Annotated in this window: 12 protein-coding genes; 5 read left to right on the top strand and 7 right to left on the bottom strand. The window is 40.8% G+C overall.

Annotation, left to right across the window (positions count from 1 at the left end; translation table 11 throughout):
* Nucleotides 1–335: 335 nt before the first annotated feature.
* The 7 genes from WFH04_RS13205 to dnaA all read right to left on the bottom strand — a co-directional run bounded on the left by WFH04_RS13205 (nucleotide 336) and on the right by dnaA (nucleotide 10,546).
* Nucleotides 336–1,433, bottom strand: coding sequence for an HD-GYP domain-containing protein (locus WFH04_RS13205; RefSeq protein ID WP_336824525.1), 1,098 nt, complete (start codon nucleotides 1,431–1,433; stop codon nucleotides 336–338).
* 112 nt (nucleotides 1,434–1,545) lie between these two features.
* Complete coding sequence (gyrA, locus tag WFH04_RS13210; protein WP_336824526.1) at nucleotides 1,546–4,050, bottom strand: DNA gyrase subunit A; 2,505 nt, start codon at nucleotides 4,048–4,050, stop codon at nucleotides 1,546–1,548.
* Between the two features lie 87 nt (nucleotides 4,051–4,137).
* A complete protein-coding gene (gene gyrB, locus WFH04_RS13215; RefSeq protein WP_336824527.1) occupies nucleotides 4,138–6,060 on the bottom strand; it encodes a DNA topoisomerase (ATP-hydrolyzing) subunit B in 1,923 nt (640 codons plus the stop codon).
* A 135-nt stretch (nucleotides 6,061–6,195) separates the two neighbouring features.
* Nucleotides 6,196–7,314 (bottom strand): DNA replication/repair protein RecF, encoded by a 1,119-nt coding sequence (gene recF / locus WFH04_RS13220; protein WP_336824528.1) that lies wholly within the window; start codon nucleotides 7,312–7,314, stop codon nucleotides 6,196–6,198.
* Nucleotides 7,304–7,543 carry a S4 domain-containing protein YaaA gene (yaaA, locus tag WFH04_RS13225; RefSeq protein ID WP_336824529.1) on the bottom strand — a complete coding sequence of 80 codons (240 nt, stop codon included), beginning with the start codon at nucleotides 7,541–7,543 and terminating at the stop codon, nucleotides 7,304–7,306. Before yaaA ends, recF begins: the two co-directional genes overlap by 11 nt.
* 335 nt (nucleotides 7,544–7,878) lie before the next feature.
* A complete protein-coding gene (gene dnaN, locus WFH04_RS13230; protein ID WP_336824530.1) occupies nucleotides 7,879–9,015 on the bottom strand; it encodes a DNA polymerase III subunit beta in 1,137 nt (378 codons plus the stop codon).
* Nucleotides 9,016–9,196: 181 nt separating this feature from the next.
* Complete coding sequence (dnaA, locus tag WFH04_RS13235) at nucleotides 9,197–10,546, bottom strand: chromosomal replication initiator protein DnaA (protein ID WP_336824531.1); 1,350 nt, start codon at nucleotides 10,544–10,546, stop codon at nucleotides 9,197–9,199.
* Nucleotides 10,547–11,059: 513 nt separating this feature from the next.
* Between dnaA and rpmH the strand changes: the two genes are divergently transcribed.
* The 5 genes from rpmH (at nucleotide 11,060) to mnmE (ending at nucleotide 15,038) form a co-directional block, all read left to right on the top strand.
* Nucleotides 11,060–11,194, top strand: a complete 135-nt coding sequence (gene rpmH / locus WFH04_RS13240; protein WP_224654211.1) for a 50S ribosomal protein L34 — start codon at nucleotides 11,060–11,062, stop codon at nucleotides 11,192–11,194.
* Nucleotides 11,195–11,287: 93 nt separating this feature from the next.
* On the top strand, nucleotides 11,288–11,656 hold the full coding sequence (gene rnpA, locus WFH04_RS13245; RefSeq protein ID WP_336824532.1) for a ribonuclease P protein component: 369 nt from the start codon (nucleotides 11,288–11,290) through the stop codon (nucleotides 11,654–11,656).
* Nucleotides 11,657–11,793: 137 nt separating this feature from the next.
* On the top strand, nucleotides 11,794–12,537 hold the full coding sequence (gene yidC / locus WFH04_RS13250) for a membrane protein insertase YidC (RefSeq protein WP_381479843.1): 744 nt from the start codon (nucleotides 11,794–11,796) through the stop codon (nucleotides 12,535–12,537).
* Nucleotides 12,534–13,310, top strand: a complete 777-nt coding sequence (jag, locus tag WFH04_RS13255) for an RNA-binding cell elongation regulator Jag/EloR (protein ID WP_336824534.1) — start codon at nucleotides 12,534–12,536, stop codon at nucleotides 13,308–13,310. The genes yidC and jag overlap by 4 nt, the downstream gene beginning before the upstream one ends.
* Nucleotides 13,311–13,652: 342 nt before the next feature.
* A complete protein-coding gene (gene mnmE / locus WFH04_RS13260) occupies nucleotides 13,653–15,038 on the top strand; it encodes a tRNA uridine-5-carboxymethylaminomethyl(34) synthesis GTPase MnmE (protein WP_336824535.1) in 1,386 nt (461 codons plus the stop codon).
* Nucleotides 15,039–15,383 lie beyond the last annotated feature (345 nt).

Here is a 15,383-nt window from a genome sequence, read left to right on the forward strand (position 1 = left end):
AAGATGTCAATTTTGAATCCGAAGATTCGTTTTGTCTCTTCCGCCGACGGGGTCGGCTTTGAGACTTTATTTGTTGACGTTTTGCTGTTCAGTTTTCAAGGTTCATTTCGTCGCCTCTCACAGAAGCAACTTTTATATAATACCATCTTGCGTTTTCTTTGTCAACAACTTTTCTTAAAAACTTTTGAAGTTGTTTTTGTTTGTTTCGTTTATCGGAAACGCAACGTTATTTACTTTAACAGCTAACTGATTATATTGCAATACTTTATTTCATCTTTTTTAATTTTATCTCCCAAAAAGAAGCCTAACTATATAAATAAGGCTTCTCATCAATATTATTCAATGATTTTTTCTATCGCTATAGATCGATTATTCGTTAAATCAAGGGTAGAACCGCTATATAATATCTTGACTATCGGACGTAAAGGCGTATCTCGATGGAGGAACATAACTTCTCCTATTTCGCCAGATGTCAATTTCACTCGCATTCCTATAGATAAATTACCAATCAATTTGTGGAGTGCTTCAACTACTTTTATGTCGAATTTGCCAAATTCCTCTTCTTTTATCATTTCAATCACTTTATATGGAGAGTGTTTGGATCGATAAAGTCGTTCAGATGTCATGGCATGAAACACATCCGCTACTGCTAAGATTTGAGCATAAGTTGAAATTGTATCCAGTTTATCTCCACGAGGATACCCGCTTCCATCTAAACGTTCATGGTGTTGCAAAATCGCCATTTTCATTTCTTGCCTAAGCAACGGTGAACTTTGAATCATTTTTACACTAAATAAAGTATGTTTTTTTACTTCGTTATACTCTTCTTTCGTTAAAAATGCTGTTTTTTCTATAATCTCAGGATTTATTTTTGCCATTCCGCAATCCGCCAGTGTTCCTGCTAAGCCGATTTGAAGGTTTTCTCCTTTAGAATTGCCCATTTGATTGCTTATGGCAGCTGATAGAATGCCAACTGCAATAGAATGATGATATATATAGTCCTTAGGGTCAGATAATTCGTTCAGCATTGTTAACATCCGTTTATTCGAAATAAATTTTTCTAATAAAGGAATGATGAGCTCCCGAATTTTTGTAATGTCTGGTTGCTTTCCCGCACGCCAAGCTATAAATTCCTTTTTATATTCACGAACTGTTTCATTATATTGCTTCCGCAGGATGTACATATTGACCGGAATATGATCAAGCACCGCATCAACATCAAGATGGGGAATTTGCTCGTCTTTTGGCATTACCTTCTTGGACACACGTTCTTCCACTTTGACCCTTTTGACACTGAATGCTTGGAGTACTTCCAAATGTTCAGGTGAAAGTTCGGTATCTTTTCGTATGAGCGGATATTTTGTATTCACAAATACATCTTCCTTCAGTAAAATACCAGCACGCAAGTCACTAACATTTTTATATACTTCCATCCTGAGACCCACCGCTTTCTAAATTATCGTAGAACTATTATACTCCATTTCTTTCGGATAGACGATAAAAAAAGTTATTGGAACCGCAATTATGCCGTCCCAATAACTTTTATCATTCTTCGATATCTGTTTCTTCTATTTCAACTGATGTGGTTGTTTCTTCAGCTTTTTCAACCGTTTCCTCTTCAGTCTCTTTTTCGACCTTCGCAACTGTAGCAACCAATTCGTCCTCTCCTAACCGGATAAGGCGAACGCCTTGCGTTGTACGGCCAATTGAAGAAATATCTTCGATGTCCATACGGATTAATATGCCATGAATCGTGATCAGCATTAAATCTTCAGTTCCATCTACTGTTTTCATGGCGACAAGCGGTCCATTGCGGTCTGTTACATTCAATGTTTTCAAGCCATATCCGCCACGAGATTGGACTCGGTATTCATCTTCGGGCGTTCGTTTACCGAAGCCTTTCTCAGTAACGACAAGCACTTCATCGCCTTCTGAAACAGTATCCATTCCGATAGCATAGTCTCCTTCTCGCAAACGGATCCCACGCACGCCACTGGCAACTCTGCCCATTGCGCGGATTTCCTGCTCATCAAACTTAATGAGCATGCCGTTTCTCGTACCAATCGCTATCTTCTCTTCTCCGCTCGTCATTTTTACGCCAATCAATTCATCATCGTCACGTAATGTCAATGCAATCAAGCCATTCGACCGGATATTGGCAAATTCAGATACGGAAGTTCGCTTGACGACACCACCGCGTGTAGCAAAGAAAAGGAATTTATCTTCCTCAAAGCCCTTCACTGGAATCATTGCTGTCACTTTTTCTTCCTTATCGAAGTCCAATAGGTTGATGAGTGGCAATCCTTTTGCAGTCCGATTATATTCCGGAACCTCATATCCTTTTTTACGGAATACCCGTCCCTTGCTCGTAAAGAATAAAATCGTATCATGTGTAGACGTGTTTAATAGATGTTCAACAAAGTCGTCATCATTCGTTCCCATTCCTTGGATGCCTCGTCCGCCGCGGCGTTGGCTACGGTACGTATTTGCAGGCAGGCGCTTAATATAGCCATTATGCGTTAACGTCAATACAGAGTTCTCTTCTGGAATGAGGTCTTCGTCTTCCAGCATTTCAGTGCCGCCGATTGTGATTTCTGTCCGGCGTTTATCCGAAAATCGCTCCCTCACTTCAAGCAATTCTTCTTTAATAATATTCAACACTTTTTGATCATCTGCCAAGATTTCTCGCAGTTCGGCAATAAGCTTAAGCAGTTCTTGATATTCATCTTCGATTTTATCTCTTTCGAGTCCTGTCAACCTTTGCAAGCGCATATCCAAGATCGCCTGTGCTTGCCGTTCTGACAAGCTGAAACGCTCCATTAGGCCACTTTTTGCTTCATCGGTTGTTTTAGAAGAACGAATTAAAGTAATGATTTCATCAATATGATCAAGAGCGGTGCGCAAACCTTCCAAAATATGTGCACGATCTTCTGCTTTATTCAATTCAAATTGTGTTCTGCGCCGAATGACCACTTTTTGATGTTCCAAGTAATGATACAAAATCTCTTTCAAAGAAAGGATTTTCGGCTGGCCATCAACAAGAGCAAGCATATTAATGCCGAAGCTCGATTGCAATGCAGTATGTTTGTATAAATTATTTAAAATGACATGAGCATTTGCATCTCTGCGAACTTCGATGACGATTCTCATGCCTGTACGGTCAGACTCATCCGCCAAATGTGTAATCCCATCAATCCGCTTGTCTCGTACAAGCTCAGCTATTTTCTCGATCAATCTTGCCTTATTCACCTGATACGGCAATTCTGTAACAATAATTGTCTCTTTGCCGTTGGAATGCGTCTCAATTTCCACTTTTCCTCGGATGATGATGGAGCCTTTCCCTGTTTCATAGGCCCTACGAATGCCACTGCGGCCTAAAATGATCCCTCCAGTCGGAAAATCAGGGCCAGGTACGATTTCCATCAGTTCTTCTGTCGTAATCGCAGCATTGTCAGCCAATGCCAAGACCGCATCAATTGTTTCACCTAAATGATGTGGGGGTACATTAGTAGCCATACCGACTGCAATACCTGAAGTACCGTTCACAAGCAAATTCGGAAAACGGCTCGGAAGAACGACGGGCTCTTTTTCTTGGCCATCATAGTTATCTTGATAATCAATTGTATCCTTGTTTATATCACGCAATAATTCCATAGCAATGCGGGACATGCGTGATTCAGTGTAACGCATTGCCGCAGCTGCATCACCATCAATGGAACCAAAATTCCCGTGGCCATCAACTAACATATAGCGATAGTTGAAATCTTGCGCCATCCGCACCATCGTATCGTAAACAGCGCTATCGCCATGCGGATGATATTTACCGATGACATCTCCGACGATACGAGCAGATTTCTTATGAGGCTTATCCGCAGTATTCCCAAGATCCTGCATCGCATAAAGGATACGGCGGTGTACCGGCTTCAATCCATCCCTTACGTCAGGCAACGCACGTGAAACGATAACACTCATGGCATAATCCAAGAAGGACGTTTTCATTTCTTGACTGATATTGATCCCTTGGACACCACGTTTCGACATATCTGCCATTAGGTATAGCTCCTTTCAACTCTGTTGCATCAGCTTGCATTACATGTGCAAGTCTTATAAAAACATCAACTGGATTGATCTGTTCGATTAAGTATCCAAGTTTTTCACATACATCGCATTTTCTTCGATAAATTTACGGCGTGGTTCAACTTCATCACCCATCAACTGTTCAAATGTTGCATCCGCATCAAAAGCGTCTTCAAGATGAACTTGCAGTAAGGTCCGCTGTTCAGGGTCCATCGTCGTATCCCATAATTGTGTCGCATCCATCTCACCAAGCCCTTTGTAGCGAGTAATGACCGGTTTTGGATTCGGCGACAGCCGTTCAAGTATTTCTTGTAGCTCTTCTTCATCGAAACAATATTCCTCATGCTTTCCTTGTTTCACGCGATAAAGAGGTGGCTGTGCAATATAGACGTAGCCTGCTTCAATCAAAGGGCGCATGAAACGGAAGAAAAATGTAAGCAGCAATGTACGTATATGGGCTCCATCAACGTCCGCATCCGTCATGATGACAATCTTATGATATCGGGCTTTTGAAAGGTCGAATTCCTCTCCAATTCCCGTACCTAAGGCTGTAATCATCATACGAATTTCCGCGTTTCCTAAAATACGGTCTAAGCGTGCCTTCTCGACGTTCAAAATTTTACCGCGCAATGGTAGAATCGCTTGGAAATGGCGATCACGACCACTTTTTGCGGATCCTCCCGCTGAGTCTCCCTCAACAATATATAATTCGCTAATTTCAGGGTTCCGCGAAGAACAGTCAGCTAATTTGCCAGGAAGGCTGGAAACTTCAAGCGCAGATTTACGGCGTGTGAGTTCCCTTGCATTTTTTGCAGCAACCCGTGCGCGAGCAGCCATTAAGCTTTTATCTACAATCAATCGTGATGTTGTTGGATTCTCAAGCAGGAATCTTTGAAAACCTTCAGCAAATAAAGAATTCGTAATGGTACTCACTTCAGAGTTTCCTAATTTCGTTTTCGTTTGTCCTTCGAATTGAGGATCCGGATGCTTGACAGAAACGATAGCTGTCAGCCCTTCTCGAACATCATCGCCAGATAAGTTCGGCTCGGATTCCTTCACCAAACCGTTTTTTCGAGCATAATCATTCACAACGCGGGTAAGTGCCGTTTTAAAGCCAGCTTCATGAGTTCCGCCTTCATACGTATTAATATTATTCGCAAAAGAAAGCAGGTTTTCGGCATAGCCAGCATTGTATTGCATCGCAATTTCAATTGAAATGCCGTCTTTTTCTCCTTCAATGAATATCGGATCTTCATGAATTGGTTCTTTGTTTTGATTTAAATGCTCAACATATGATTTAATGCCGCCTTCATAAAAAAACGTGTCGGTGCGCTGCTCTTCTTCACGCTCATCTGTAATAGAGATACGCAATCCACGGTTCAAATAGGCAAGTTCCCGAAGACGATGTGCTAAAATCCCATAATCATAAACAGTTGTTTCTGTAAAAATTTCGGGATCTGCTTTGAACCGTGTACGCGTACCAGTTTCATCCGTTTCTCCGATTACTTGCAGCTCCTGTGTCAAAATACCGCGCTCAAACTCTATGAAGTGGATTTTGCCATCCCGTTTTACATACACTTGAGTTTTCTCGGAAAGCGCGTTGACGACGGACGCACCTACACCGTGCAATCCGCCCGAAACTTTATAACCTCCGCCTCCGAACTTACCGCCTGCATGAAGTACAGTCATAATGACCTCAACAGCCGGTCTTCCCGTAGATTCCTGGATGCCTACTGGAATGCCTCGTCCATTATCGTCCACACGAATCCAGTTATCTTTCTCGATAGCAACTTCTATATGATCACAGTATCCAGCTAAAGCTTCGTCGATACTGTTATCTACAATTTCCCATACTAAGTGATGAAGTCCGCGCGCACTTGTCGTTCCGATATACATGCCGGGACGTTTACGGACAGCTTCTAAACCTTCCAATACTTGTATCTGATTGGCATCATAAGCTGTCTGCAATTCTTTCTCTTCCATCGCCAAAGTATTCACCTTTCCTTTCTGAACATCTATCCTTTTTCAAGGCATGTGTAACTTACCTGAAAGTCCAATGCGGTTACCTAAAGCACAATTATAAATTAGGCACCATCATTCGATCGCAATGGCTATTTGTCAATCTTCTTTTACTACATGGCCAGCAGACACCTCGAACATCTTTGCTTTCCGGATCGTCTCGTGATCGATCCCTGCGATATTCGTCGTTGTGACAAATGTCTGCACTTGGCCTTGCATCGTATTTAGCAAGTGAGATTGACGGTAATCATCAAGTTCAGAAAGAACATCATCCAACAGAAGTACAGGCGTTTCTCCGACTTCTTGTTTAACCAGTTCAATCTCCGCTAATTTCAAGGACAGGGCCGTTGTCCGTTGTTGTCCTTGAGAGCCGTATGTTTGAATATCATACCCATTCACAAAAAAATGGAGATCGTCACGGTGCGGGCCAATCAATGTCATTCCCCGCTCCAGTTCACGACGTCTCACTTCATGCAATCTCCGGCTGAGTATTTCTTCCATTTGCTCCACAGTCTGCCCAGATTTTAGGTCTTTTAAAGTACCATAAGTGATTTTAAGTTGCTCCAATCCTCTTGAAATTCCTTCGTGGATCGGCTCGGCCCATTTCTGCAGCAATTCTATGAAATGGAATCGTTTACGGATAATTTGCACAGATAGTTGGATATATTGTTCTGTATATATATCGAACATGACGTCCGTTAACTCTAATTTGCCGCGATTATCTTTTAAAATCGCATTGCGTTGCTTTAAAATTTTTTGGAAGGTCAGCAAGTCATGTAGATAGACAGGGGAAATCTGACCAATTTCCATATCTAAAAATCTCCGTCTCACTTGCGGACTTCCTTTAACAAGATTCAAGTCTTCAGGCGCAAACATGACAACATTCAGTTGACCGATATAATGACTTAATCGGTTCTGTTCCAAATGATTGACTTTTGCTTTCTTGCCCTTTTTTGAAATAATCAATTCAAGTGGTAGTTTTCCAAATTTGCGTTGAATGTCCCCTTCTATTTTACCATACTCTTGTTCCCAACGTATCAATTCACGATCATTTGATGTTCGATGAGATTTCGCCATCGAAAGCACATAGATCGATTCCATGATATTTGTTTTCCCTTGTGCGTTTTCACCGATTAAAACATTGATTTGAGGAGAGAAGGAAAGGTCAAGCGCTGCATAATTACGATAATCCGTCAGTGATAACCGCTCAATATACATCCGCTTGACCGTCTAAAGATGTGGATATTTTAAATCTTCCTATTCCGGGGATGTTAATAATATCGCCATCAACAAGTTTTTTGCCTCTACGATTTTCTTGCTCCCCATTCACAAAAACGGCATTTTCACTTAAAAACCATTTTGCCATGCCCCCTGAGCTAATTGCATCGGTCATTTTCAAGAGCTGGCCTAATGTGACGAATTCCGTATCTATTTTCAGAATTTCCATCTGCTTCAACCCTTCACAAATTAGTCTGTCCTTCTATTTTACCGAACTTTAGGCATTAAGTAAAAAGGATAGTCCGTTATAGACTATCCTTTCAGCTTGTTGACAAACGCTCGCATACTGCGTTGCTCGTCTCGCTCGTCCCCTCATGAACCTTAAGTTCTATTCGGGTCTTCGCTCGACTTCGCGCCTTGTCTGGCAAGCGTTTTCAAGCCAAGCTGGGCAAACACTTATCCCATAACTAAAAACCTTTAAAAGACTGTAGACAAAGTGAAAAAATACTTTGTCTACAGTCTGAAAGGATAGTCCGTTATAGACTATCCTTTCACCATCCATTGTTAAAAAGTTCGAACCGGCAAAATGAGCTGCAAGATTGCCTCGCTGTCGACTGCTTTCAAGATGAAAGGTCTCATAGCGCCAGTAAATTGGATAACAATGTTTTGACCTTCAATGGCCTTTAATGCATCCATCATATATTTTGCACTAAATGATATTTTTAAATCTTCACCAACTACTTCAATCGCTTCAATTGACTCTTCAACTTTACCAATTTCTGGTGAATTAGACGTAATTTCGATGATGTTACCTTCATTTGCAGAAAAACGGACAATATTGTTTCTTTCATCTCTCGCGAGCAATGAAGCCCGGTCAATCGCTTGCAACAGCTGTTTTCCATTTACTGTTACTGAGGTTTTATGTTCTGCTGGTATCAATCTTGAAGTATCAGGATAATTCCCTTCTAAAAGACGTGAGTAAAATTGAACATTGGCCGTTTTAAACAAAATTTGCTGATCGGCAATAACAATTTCAATTAAGTTGGAGTTGTCAGCGAGAATTTTATTTAATTCTTGAAGGCTTTTTCCTGGAATGACAACGCTAAATGGAATTTCAGACATCACTTCTGGTGTGATTTCCCTTTTTGCAAGCCTATGGCTGTCTGTAGCTACGCAAATAAGTTTATCATCTACTGTTTCCCAATGAACACCTGTCAAAATTGGTCTAGTTTCAGCTTGAGATACGGCAAATACGGTCTCTCTAATCACTGATTTTAAAAGATCTGCCGGCAATGAAAAGCTATGATCATCTTTTACAGATGGCAAAATCGGATAATCATCTGCATTTGAACCGATCAAATGGAATTCCGATTTTCCAGAGCTAATATGTGCATGTGTTCCATTTTCAACTACAATTGTCACTTCGTTTGTTGGTAGTTTCCGAACAATTTCATTAAACATTTTCGCTTGCAGGATGATTGAACCTGTTTGTTTAACATTGATAATTTGTTCGCCGTCTTTTTCACTTGGAATGAACGTACAGATTGTTATGTCTGAATCACTTCCTGTCATCGTCATTCCTTTATCTTCAACTACAATTTTCACACCAGTTAATATAGGGTTCGCTACTTTTTGGCTAATTGCTTTCATCACATCATTCAATCCATCAAGCAAACTATCCCTCGTGATTTCAAAATTCATTTTGGATCCTCTCTTCCCTCGCTTATATAATAATAATTAATAAAGATTTATAGTAATAATAGTAATAGGGGCTGTGGATATGTTAATAACGCTGAAAAAGCCTTATCTAACAAAGATATACACATGTGCATAACGTGTTTGTAAGCTGTATTTTTTATTCATAGCTATTCACAGCTTCAATTTATCCACGGCCTAACGCATTTCGGATTTCTTGGATATCTTGCTGCAAATTTGGATCTTCCTTTAATTGCATGGAAATTTTCTCATGCGCATGAATGACTGTTGAATGGTCTCGACCGCCAAATTCAGATCCGATTTTCGGCAATGAAGCATCCGTAAGCTCTCTTGATAAATACATTGCAATTTGGCGAGGGAATGCGATAGCCCTCGTCCTTTTTTTTGCAGAAAAATCCTCTAACCGGATATTGAAATGCTCCCCAACTGATTTTTGGATATCTAAAATCGTCACGGTGCGTGGCCTTGAATTCGGAATGATATCTTTTAACGCTTCTGCAGCTAAATCTGTCGTAATATCCATATTGACTAGCGAGGAATAGGCGACCACTCGAATAAGCGCACCTTCTAACTCTCTAATGTTCGTATCAATTTGATTGGCAATATAGAGCATCACTTCATCCGATATATCAACTAATCCATCTGCCTTTGCCTTTTTACGCAAAATAGCTATTCGCGTTTCCAAGTCAGGCGGCGCGATATCTGTTATGAGTCCCCATTCGAAGCGAGATCTTAGACGATCCTCCAATGTAGGAATTTCTTTTGGGGGACGGTCGCTTGAGATAATAATTTGCTTTGATGCTTCATGCAGCGTGTTAAATGTATGGAAAAATTCTTCTTGAGTCTGTTCTTTCCCAGCGATGAATTGAATATCGTCTATTAAAAGCACGTCAACATTGCGGTATTGATTTCTAAAATCGCCCGCTTTGTTATTCATGATCGAATTAATAAATTCATTTGTAAACTTTTCGGAAGATAGATAGACAACCTTTGCATTAGGGTTTTGTTCCAAAATATAATGTCCGATTGCATGCATTAGATGCGTCTTTCCTAAACCGACTCCACCATAGATGAACAGCGGGTTGTAGGACTTCGCTGGTGCCTCTGCGACAGCTAACGACGCTGCGTGGGCAAAGCGATTGCCAGATCCAATGACGAATGTGTCGAATGTATACTTTGGATTCAGCATGACAGATGCTGAAGGGACTTGAATTTTTTCCGATTGCTGGACAGCTGGTTTTGGAAGCTGGAAATCATTCTCTTCCATTTCTTTAGGAACGACGAATTGGATAAGCCGGTCTTCCCCCGTTAATTCGGATAGAATGCCAGTTATCAAATGAACGTAATGATTTTCAAGCCAATCTTTGGCGAATGAATTCGGGACGGCAATCGTCACATTTTCATTGCCATAGGACATGAGCTTTGTCGATTTTAGCCATGTTTCAAAACTGGGCTTGGAAATGCGTTCTTCAACTTTCGACAAAACTTCATTCCATAAATTACTTAGCTGATCCACTTTTTTCCCTCCTTTACACATAAAAAATAAGACATGGAAATATGTATTATACACAGAATCCAGCCATGTGGATATCTTATATCCAAAAGTGTTGAAAAAATTATCCACAATATATCAACAATTGTGGATAAGAATTTTATCTCTTAAATTTATTCACAGCAAAATCTTTTTAATTGTAACAGGAAACTATTATAATGACAAGGGATTCTATGAGTTATAAACAGGACCCGCAACTGTGGAAAACTGTTTTATCCACAGGTTTTCATATGTGTAGAAGCTGTAGATAAGACTTGTGAATAAAAAAATGAGCGCTATTTCCTATGAACAAGATATACATGTCGAATGTTGTTCAATTGTGGATAAGAATTTTGTCGAAACGAGATAGATAAAGCTGTAGACGATCAAAGGATGGCGAGTTTGTCTTTATAAAAAAGATTGACATTCATGAAAATGACCTTTATACTGTTCAAGACTGTCACATAGCAAAGGGACAATGCAGGAGGTGTCTTTAACATGAAACGTACATTCCAACCAAATAAACGTAAACGTAGTAAAGTTCACGGCTTCCGCGCGAGAATGAGCTCAAAAAGTGGTCGTAAAGTTTTAGCGGCTCGTCGACGCAAAGGAAGAAAAGTGCTTTCAGCATAAGGCCACTGTACCTCAGTGGTCTTTTTTTTCGTTAAGAGATAGTCATATTGCTGAGAGACGGAAACAAAGTATGAAATAAAGCGGGTGAGCTACTTGAAAAAAAGTCAAAGAATCAAAAAGAATGCTGATTTCCAAAAAGTATTTAAAAGTGGTAAATCCGTCGCCAATCGGCAATTCGTTGTTTATTCCTATATAAAAGAAGACCAACAGGAGTTCAGGATCGGATTGTCCGTTGGCAAAAAAATCGGGAACGCTGTGACGAGAAACCAAGTGAAACGCTATATTCGGCAAGCCTTTTTAGAAATGAAGGACGAGTTACGCAATGATAGGGATTTTGTTATTATCGCCAGACATCAGGCGGCCACAATGAATTTTCATGAAACGAAAAAAAGTCTGCAACATGTTTTAAGAATTGCAAGGGCATTCAAGAAGAGTGAAATGAAGAGAAAAAAGACAGACTGAATGTATATTTTGCCTATCCAACCAATTAAGAAGTAGAACGTACTAAATGTTCGTGATAAACTGACAGTAATGCTTTCTTCACGGAACAGAACAGATTTGGGGGAAACAAATTGAAGAGAAAAGCCGGAATACTATTTATGCTGACAATCTTGACAGTATTTTTGTCAGGGTGCTCACAGTTCAATGAACCAATTTATTCAACGAGTGAAGGATTTTGGAATAAATATATCGTTTGGCCGATTGTTTCCTTAATCAGCACGTTCAAAGAACTGTTAGGAACATACGGACTCGGTATTATTGCGGTAACGATTATTATCCGCCTCATTTTATTGCCACTCATGATCAAGCAGGCACAAAGCTCGAAGCGCATGCAAGAGATCCAGCCGGTCCTGAACCAATTAAAAGAGAAATATAAGTCAAAAGACGCGGTTACTCAGCAAAAGTATCGTGAAGAAATGCAAAGAATTATAACAGAAGAAAAAATCAACCCTGCGGCCGGATGTTTGCCTGTTATTATTCAAATGCCGATTATCATTGGCCTTTACCATGCGATCAGCAGAATGAACGCAACCCCTGAAATTGAAATTGGGAATTTCCTTATTTTCGAACTTGCAACGCCAAGCATCACATTAGCGATCATTGCAGGCTTAATGCAATTTATCGTCTTGCGTACAGGCCCTGCGATGGACAACCCACAAATGAAAGTAATGATGTATATCATGCCTTTCATGATTATGATTTTCGGTACATTCTTACCTGCAGCACTTGCGCTTTACTGGGTTATCGGTAACATCATTTCAATTATCCAAAACATTTTCATTTACAAACCATTTAAGAAAAAAGAAGCCACACCTGCAAAAGTGGGAGGGAAAAGAAAATGAACAAGATAACGCGAAAGGGAGCGACTGTAGAAATTGCGATCTCCAAAGCGCTGCAAGAGCTCAATGTAACGCGTGATGAAGTGGAAATTGATATCGTGGATGAAGGTAAAAAAGGATTTTTAGGAATTGGTGCTCGGGATGCTGAAGTAAGCGTTTCGCTTAAGCAGCAAAATAGTTTATTAAAAAATGAAGAGATGCAGCCAGAGGAGCCTGTTCAACCTTCCGATCCGGTCATAGCAGAGCCTATTGAAGAGAGCAATCCTTTAGAAGAAACGATAGAGGAAGATAGGTCAGCCGGAGAGATGAACGTTAACGGTGATGAGGAAGCGATCCGTGACACTGAAGCTTATTTGACGGCAATTGCAAAAGATATGGGTATTCATGATTTAAAAATCGAACATGAAATGGAAGGGAAATATATTTCATTTCAATTGCAAAGTGAAAAGGCATCATTTCTAATTGGCAAGAGAGGGCAAACGTTAAACGCGTTACAGCAATTGGCTCAGCTTGTAACAAATAAAAAAGCAGGTCAATTTAAAGTTGTTCGTCTCGATGTCGGTGACTATAGACAGCGACGCGAACAGTCGTTGGAGCAGCTTGCAGAAAGAATGGCTGATCAAGCTGTCAGAACAGGCAGGAAGGTACAGCTTGAACCGATGCCATCTTACGAACGTAAAGTCATTCATAATGCCTTATCAAACCGTTTAGATATTGAAACGTATTCAGAAGGAACGGATCCAAATCGCTATTTAGTTATTGAACCGCTCTACTGAAACAAATAGTTGGCCCCGAATGTTATGCAAAACATTCGGGGTTTTTTAGTATGTTTTCATGAAATTTTGCTTTCAATATTTGCAGAAAACAATTTAAGGAAATCCCACGTATACACCATTAGGGCCATCGAACGTCGAAGGATGGACTTGGCTAGTCCGTTTGATTGCCAGTCATCGCTAAACGCTTCTCTAAAAAACTTTTATACGTATTCAAAAAGTTATCCACATTTTTAGTTCCCTGTGCTATGAGAATAGGATGATTTATGTTATTATATGTTGTCAGATAGTCAAGTCAAAACGGTTATCCACATGTGGGTAACAAATTAGGAAGGATGAACGAACGTGCATGAAGATACAATAGCTGCCATTTCCACCCCCATAGGGGAAGGGGCTATCGCCATTGTCCGGCTAAGTGGTGACGAGGCTATCGACGTTGCAGACCGCATTTTTCGTTCTCCGTCGGGCAAACGCCTTGCGGATGAACAATCACATACAATCCATTATGGACATTTAGTCGATCCATCGACGGATGAAGTCGTTGAAGAAGTTATGGTTTCAATTATGAAGGCACCGAAAACATTCACAAGGGAAGATGTTGTGGAAATCAATTGCCACGGGGGACTTGTGGCGGTTAACAGGGTGTTAAGTTTAACACTTCGAATGGGTGCACGACTTGCAGAGCCAGGCGAATTCTCTAAACGAGCTTTTATGAATGGAAGAATCGATTTATCGCAAGCTGAAGCCGTCATGGATTTAATTCGTGCTAAAACGGACCGTGCCATGAATGTTGCACTCAACCAAATGGAAGGAAAGCTTTCCAGATTGATTGGTGATTTAAGACAAGCGCTTTTGGAAACATTGGCCCAAGTCGAAGTCAATATCGATTACCCAGAATACGATGATGTTGAGGAAGTAACGATTCCCCTTATGACGGAAAAATGTACGTGGGTGAAGAGAGAAATCGAAAAGCTGCTTCGTACATCTTCTCAAGGGAAAATTTTGCGCGAAGGACTTTCCACCGTCATTATCGGTAGGCCGAATGTCGGTAAATCTTCATTGTTAAACAGTTTGGTTCAAGAGAATAAGGCAATCGTAACAGAGATTGCAGGAACGACCCGTGATATTATAGAAGAATACGTTAATGTCAGAGGTGTACCACTTCGTCTAATAGACACAGCTGGTATCCGGGAAACAGAAGATATTGTGGAACGGATCGGTGTCGAAAGATCAAGACAAGTTTTAAAAGAAGCTGATTTGATTTTATTAGTGTTAAACCATTCAGAGGAACTATCGGATGAAGATATTCGTTTATTTGAAGCAACTGAAGGAATGGACCGAATCGTCATCGTCAATAAAACGGATCTACCTCGTAGAATTGATATACAGCAAGTAGAGAACATCGTTGGCGAAGGGCAAATTGTCACAACTTCCTTACTGAAAGATGAAGGAGTTGAAGAGTTAGAAGAAGCCATTGCTAAGCTGTTCTTTGAAGGAACGATTGACTCTGGAGATATGACATACGTCTCGAATGCAAGGCATATCGCATTGCTTCACAAAGCGCACCAAGCAATTGAAGATGCGCTGGCCGCTGCAGAAGCAGGCGTCCCAGTAGACATGATCCAAATCGACCTAACCCGTTCTTGGGAATTATTAGGCGAAATCATCGGAGACACCGTCCAAGACAGCCTCATCAACCAACTATTCTCCCAGTTCTGTTTAGGGAAGTAATAAAAGCGAAGCCCGTAACGAAGAACGGGCTTTGCGAGCAAAAGCGCAGCGTTGGGAGCACATTTTAGCCTTAGCCCGTAACGAAGAACGGGCTTTGCGAGCGAAAGCGTTAGCGCTGCGAGCACTAAGCGCCGTAAAGCTCCGACAGGCGTTGGAAGATAAGAAACTAAGGCGCATTTTGCCTTAGCTTCTTATCTGAAACGACCCAAGGAGCTGGCGCTTGGAGTCTGGATAGTAATAAAAGCGAAGCCCGTAACGAAGAACGGGCTTTGCGAGCAAAAGCGCAGCGTTGGGAGCACATTTTAGCCTTAGCCCATAACGAAGAACGGGCTTTGCGAGCAAAAG

It is taken from the genome of Sporosarcina sp. USHLN248, assembly GCF_037144575.1.
Classification (GTDB): domain Bacteria; phylum Bacillota; class Bacilli; order Bacillales_A; family Planococcaceae; genus Sporosarcina; species Sporosarcina contaminans.

Bases quoted from the DNA above. Each gene is read 5' to 3' on its own strand.
- WFH04_RS13205 (WP_336824525.1), bottom strand. From the start codon at position 1,433: ATGGAAGTATATAAAAATGTTAGTGACTTGCGTGCTGGTATTTTACTG.
- gyrA (WP_336824526.1), bottom strand. From the start codon at position 4,050: ATGGCAGATATGTCGAAACGTGGTGTCCAAGGGATCAATATCAGTCAA.
- gyrB (WP_336824527.1), bottom strand. From the start codon at position 6,060: ATGGAAGAGAAAGAATTGCAGACAGCTTATGATGCCAATCAGATACAA.
- recF (WP_336824528.1), bottom strand. From the start codon at position 7,314: ATGTATATTGAGCGGTTATCACTGACGGATTATCGTAATTATGCAGCG.
- yaaA (WP_336824529.1), bottom strand. From the start codon at position 7,543: ATGGAAATTCTGAAAATAGATACGGAATTCGTCACATTAGGCCAGCTC.
- dnaN (WP_336824530.1), bottom strand. From the start codon at position 9,015: ATGAATTTTGAAATCACGAGGGATAGTTTGCTTGATGGATTGAATGAT.
- rpmH (WP_224654211.1), top strand. From the start codon at position 11,060: ATGAAACGTACATTCCAACCAAATAAACGTAAACGTAGTAAAGTTCAC.
- yidC (WP_381479843.1), top strand. From the start codon at position 11,794: ATGCTGACAATCTTGACAGTATTTTTGTCAGGGTGCTCACAGTTCAAT.
- jag (WP_336824534.1), top strand. From the start codon at position 12,534: ATGAACAAGATAACGCGAAAGGGAGCGACTGTAGAAATTGCGATCTCC.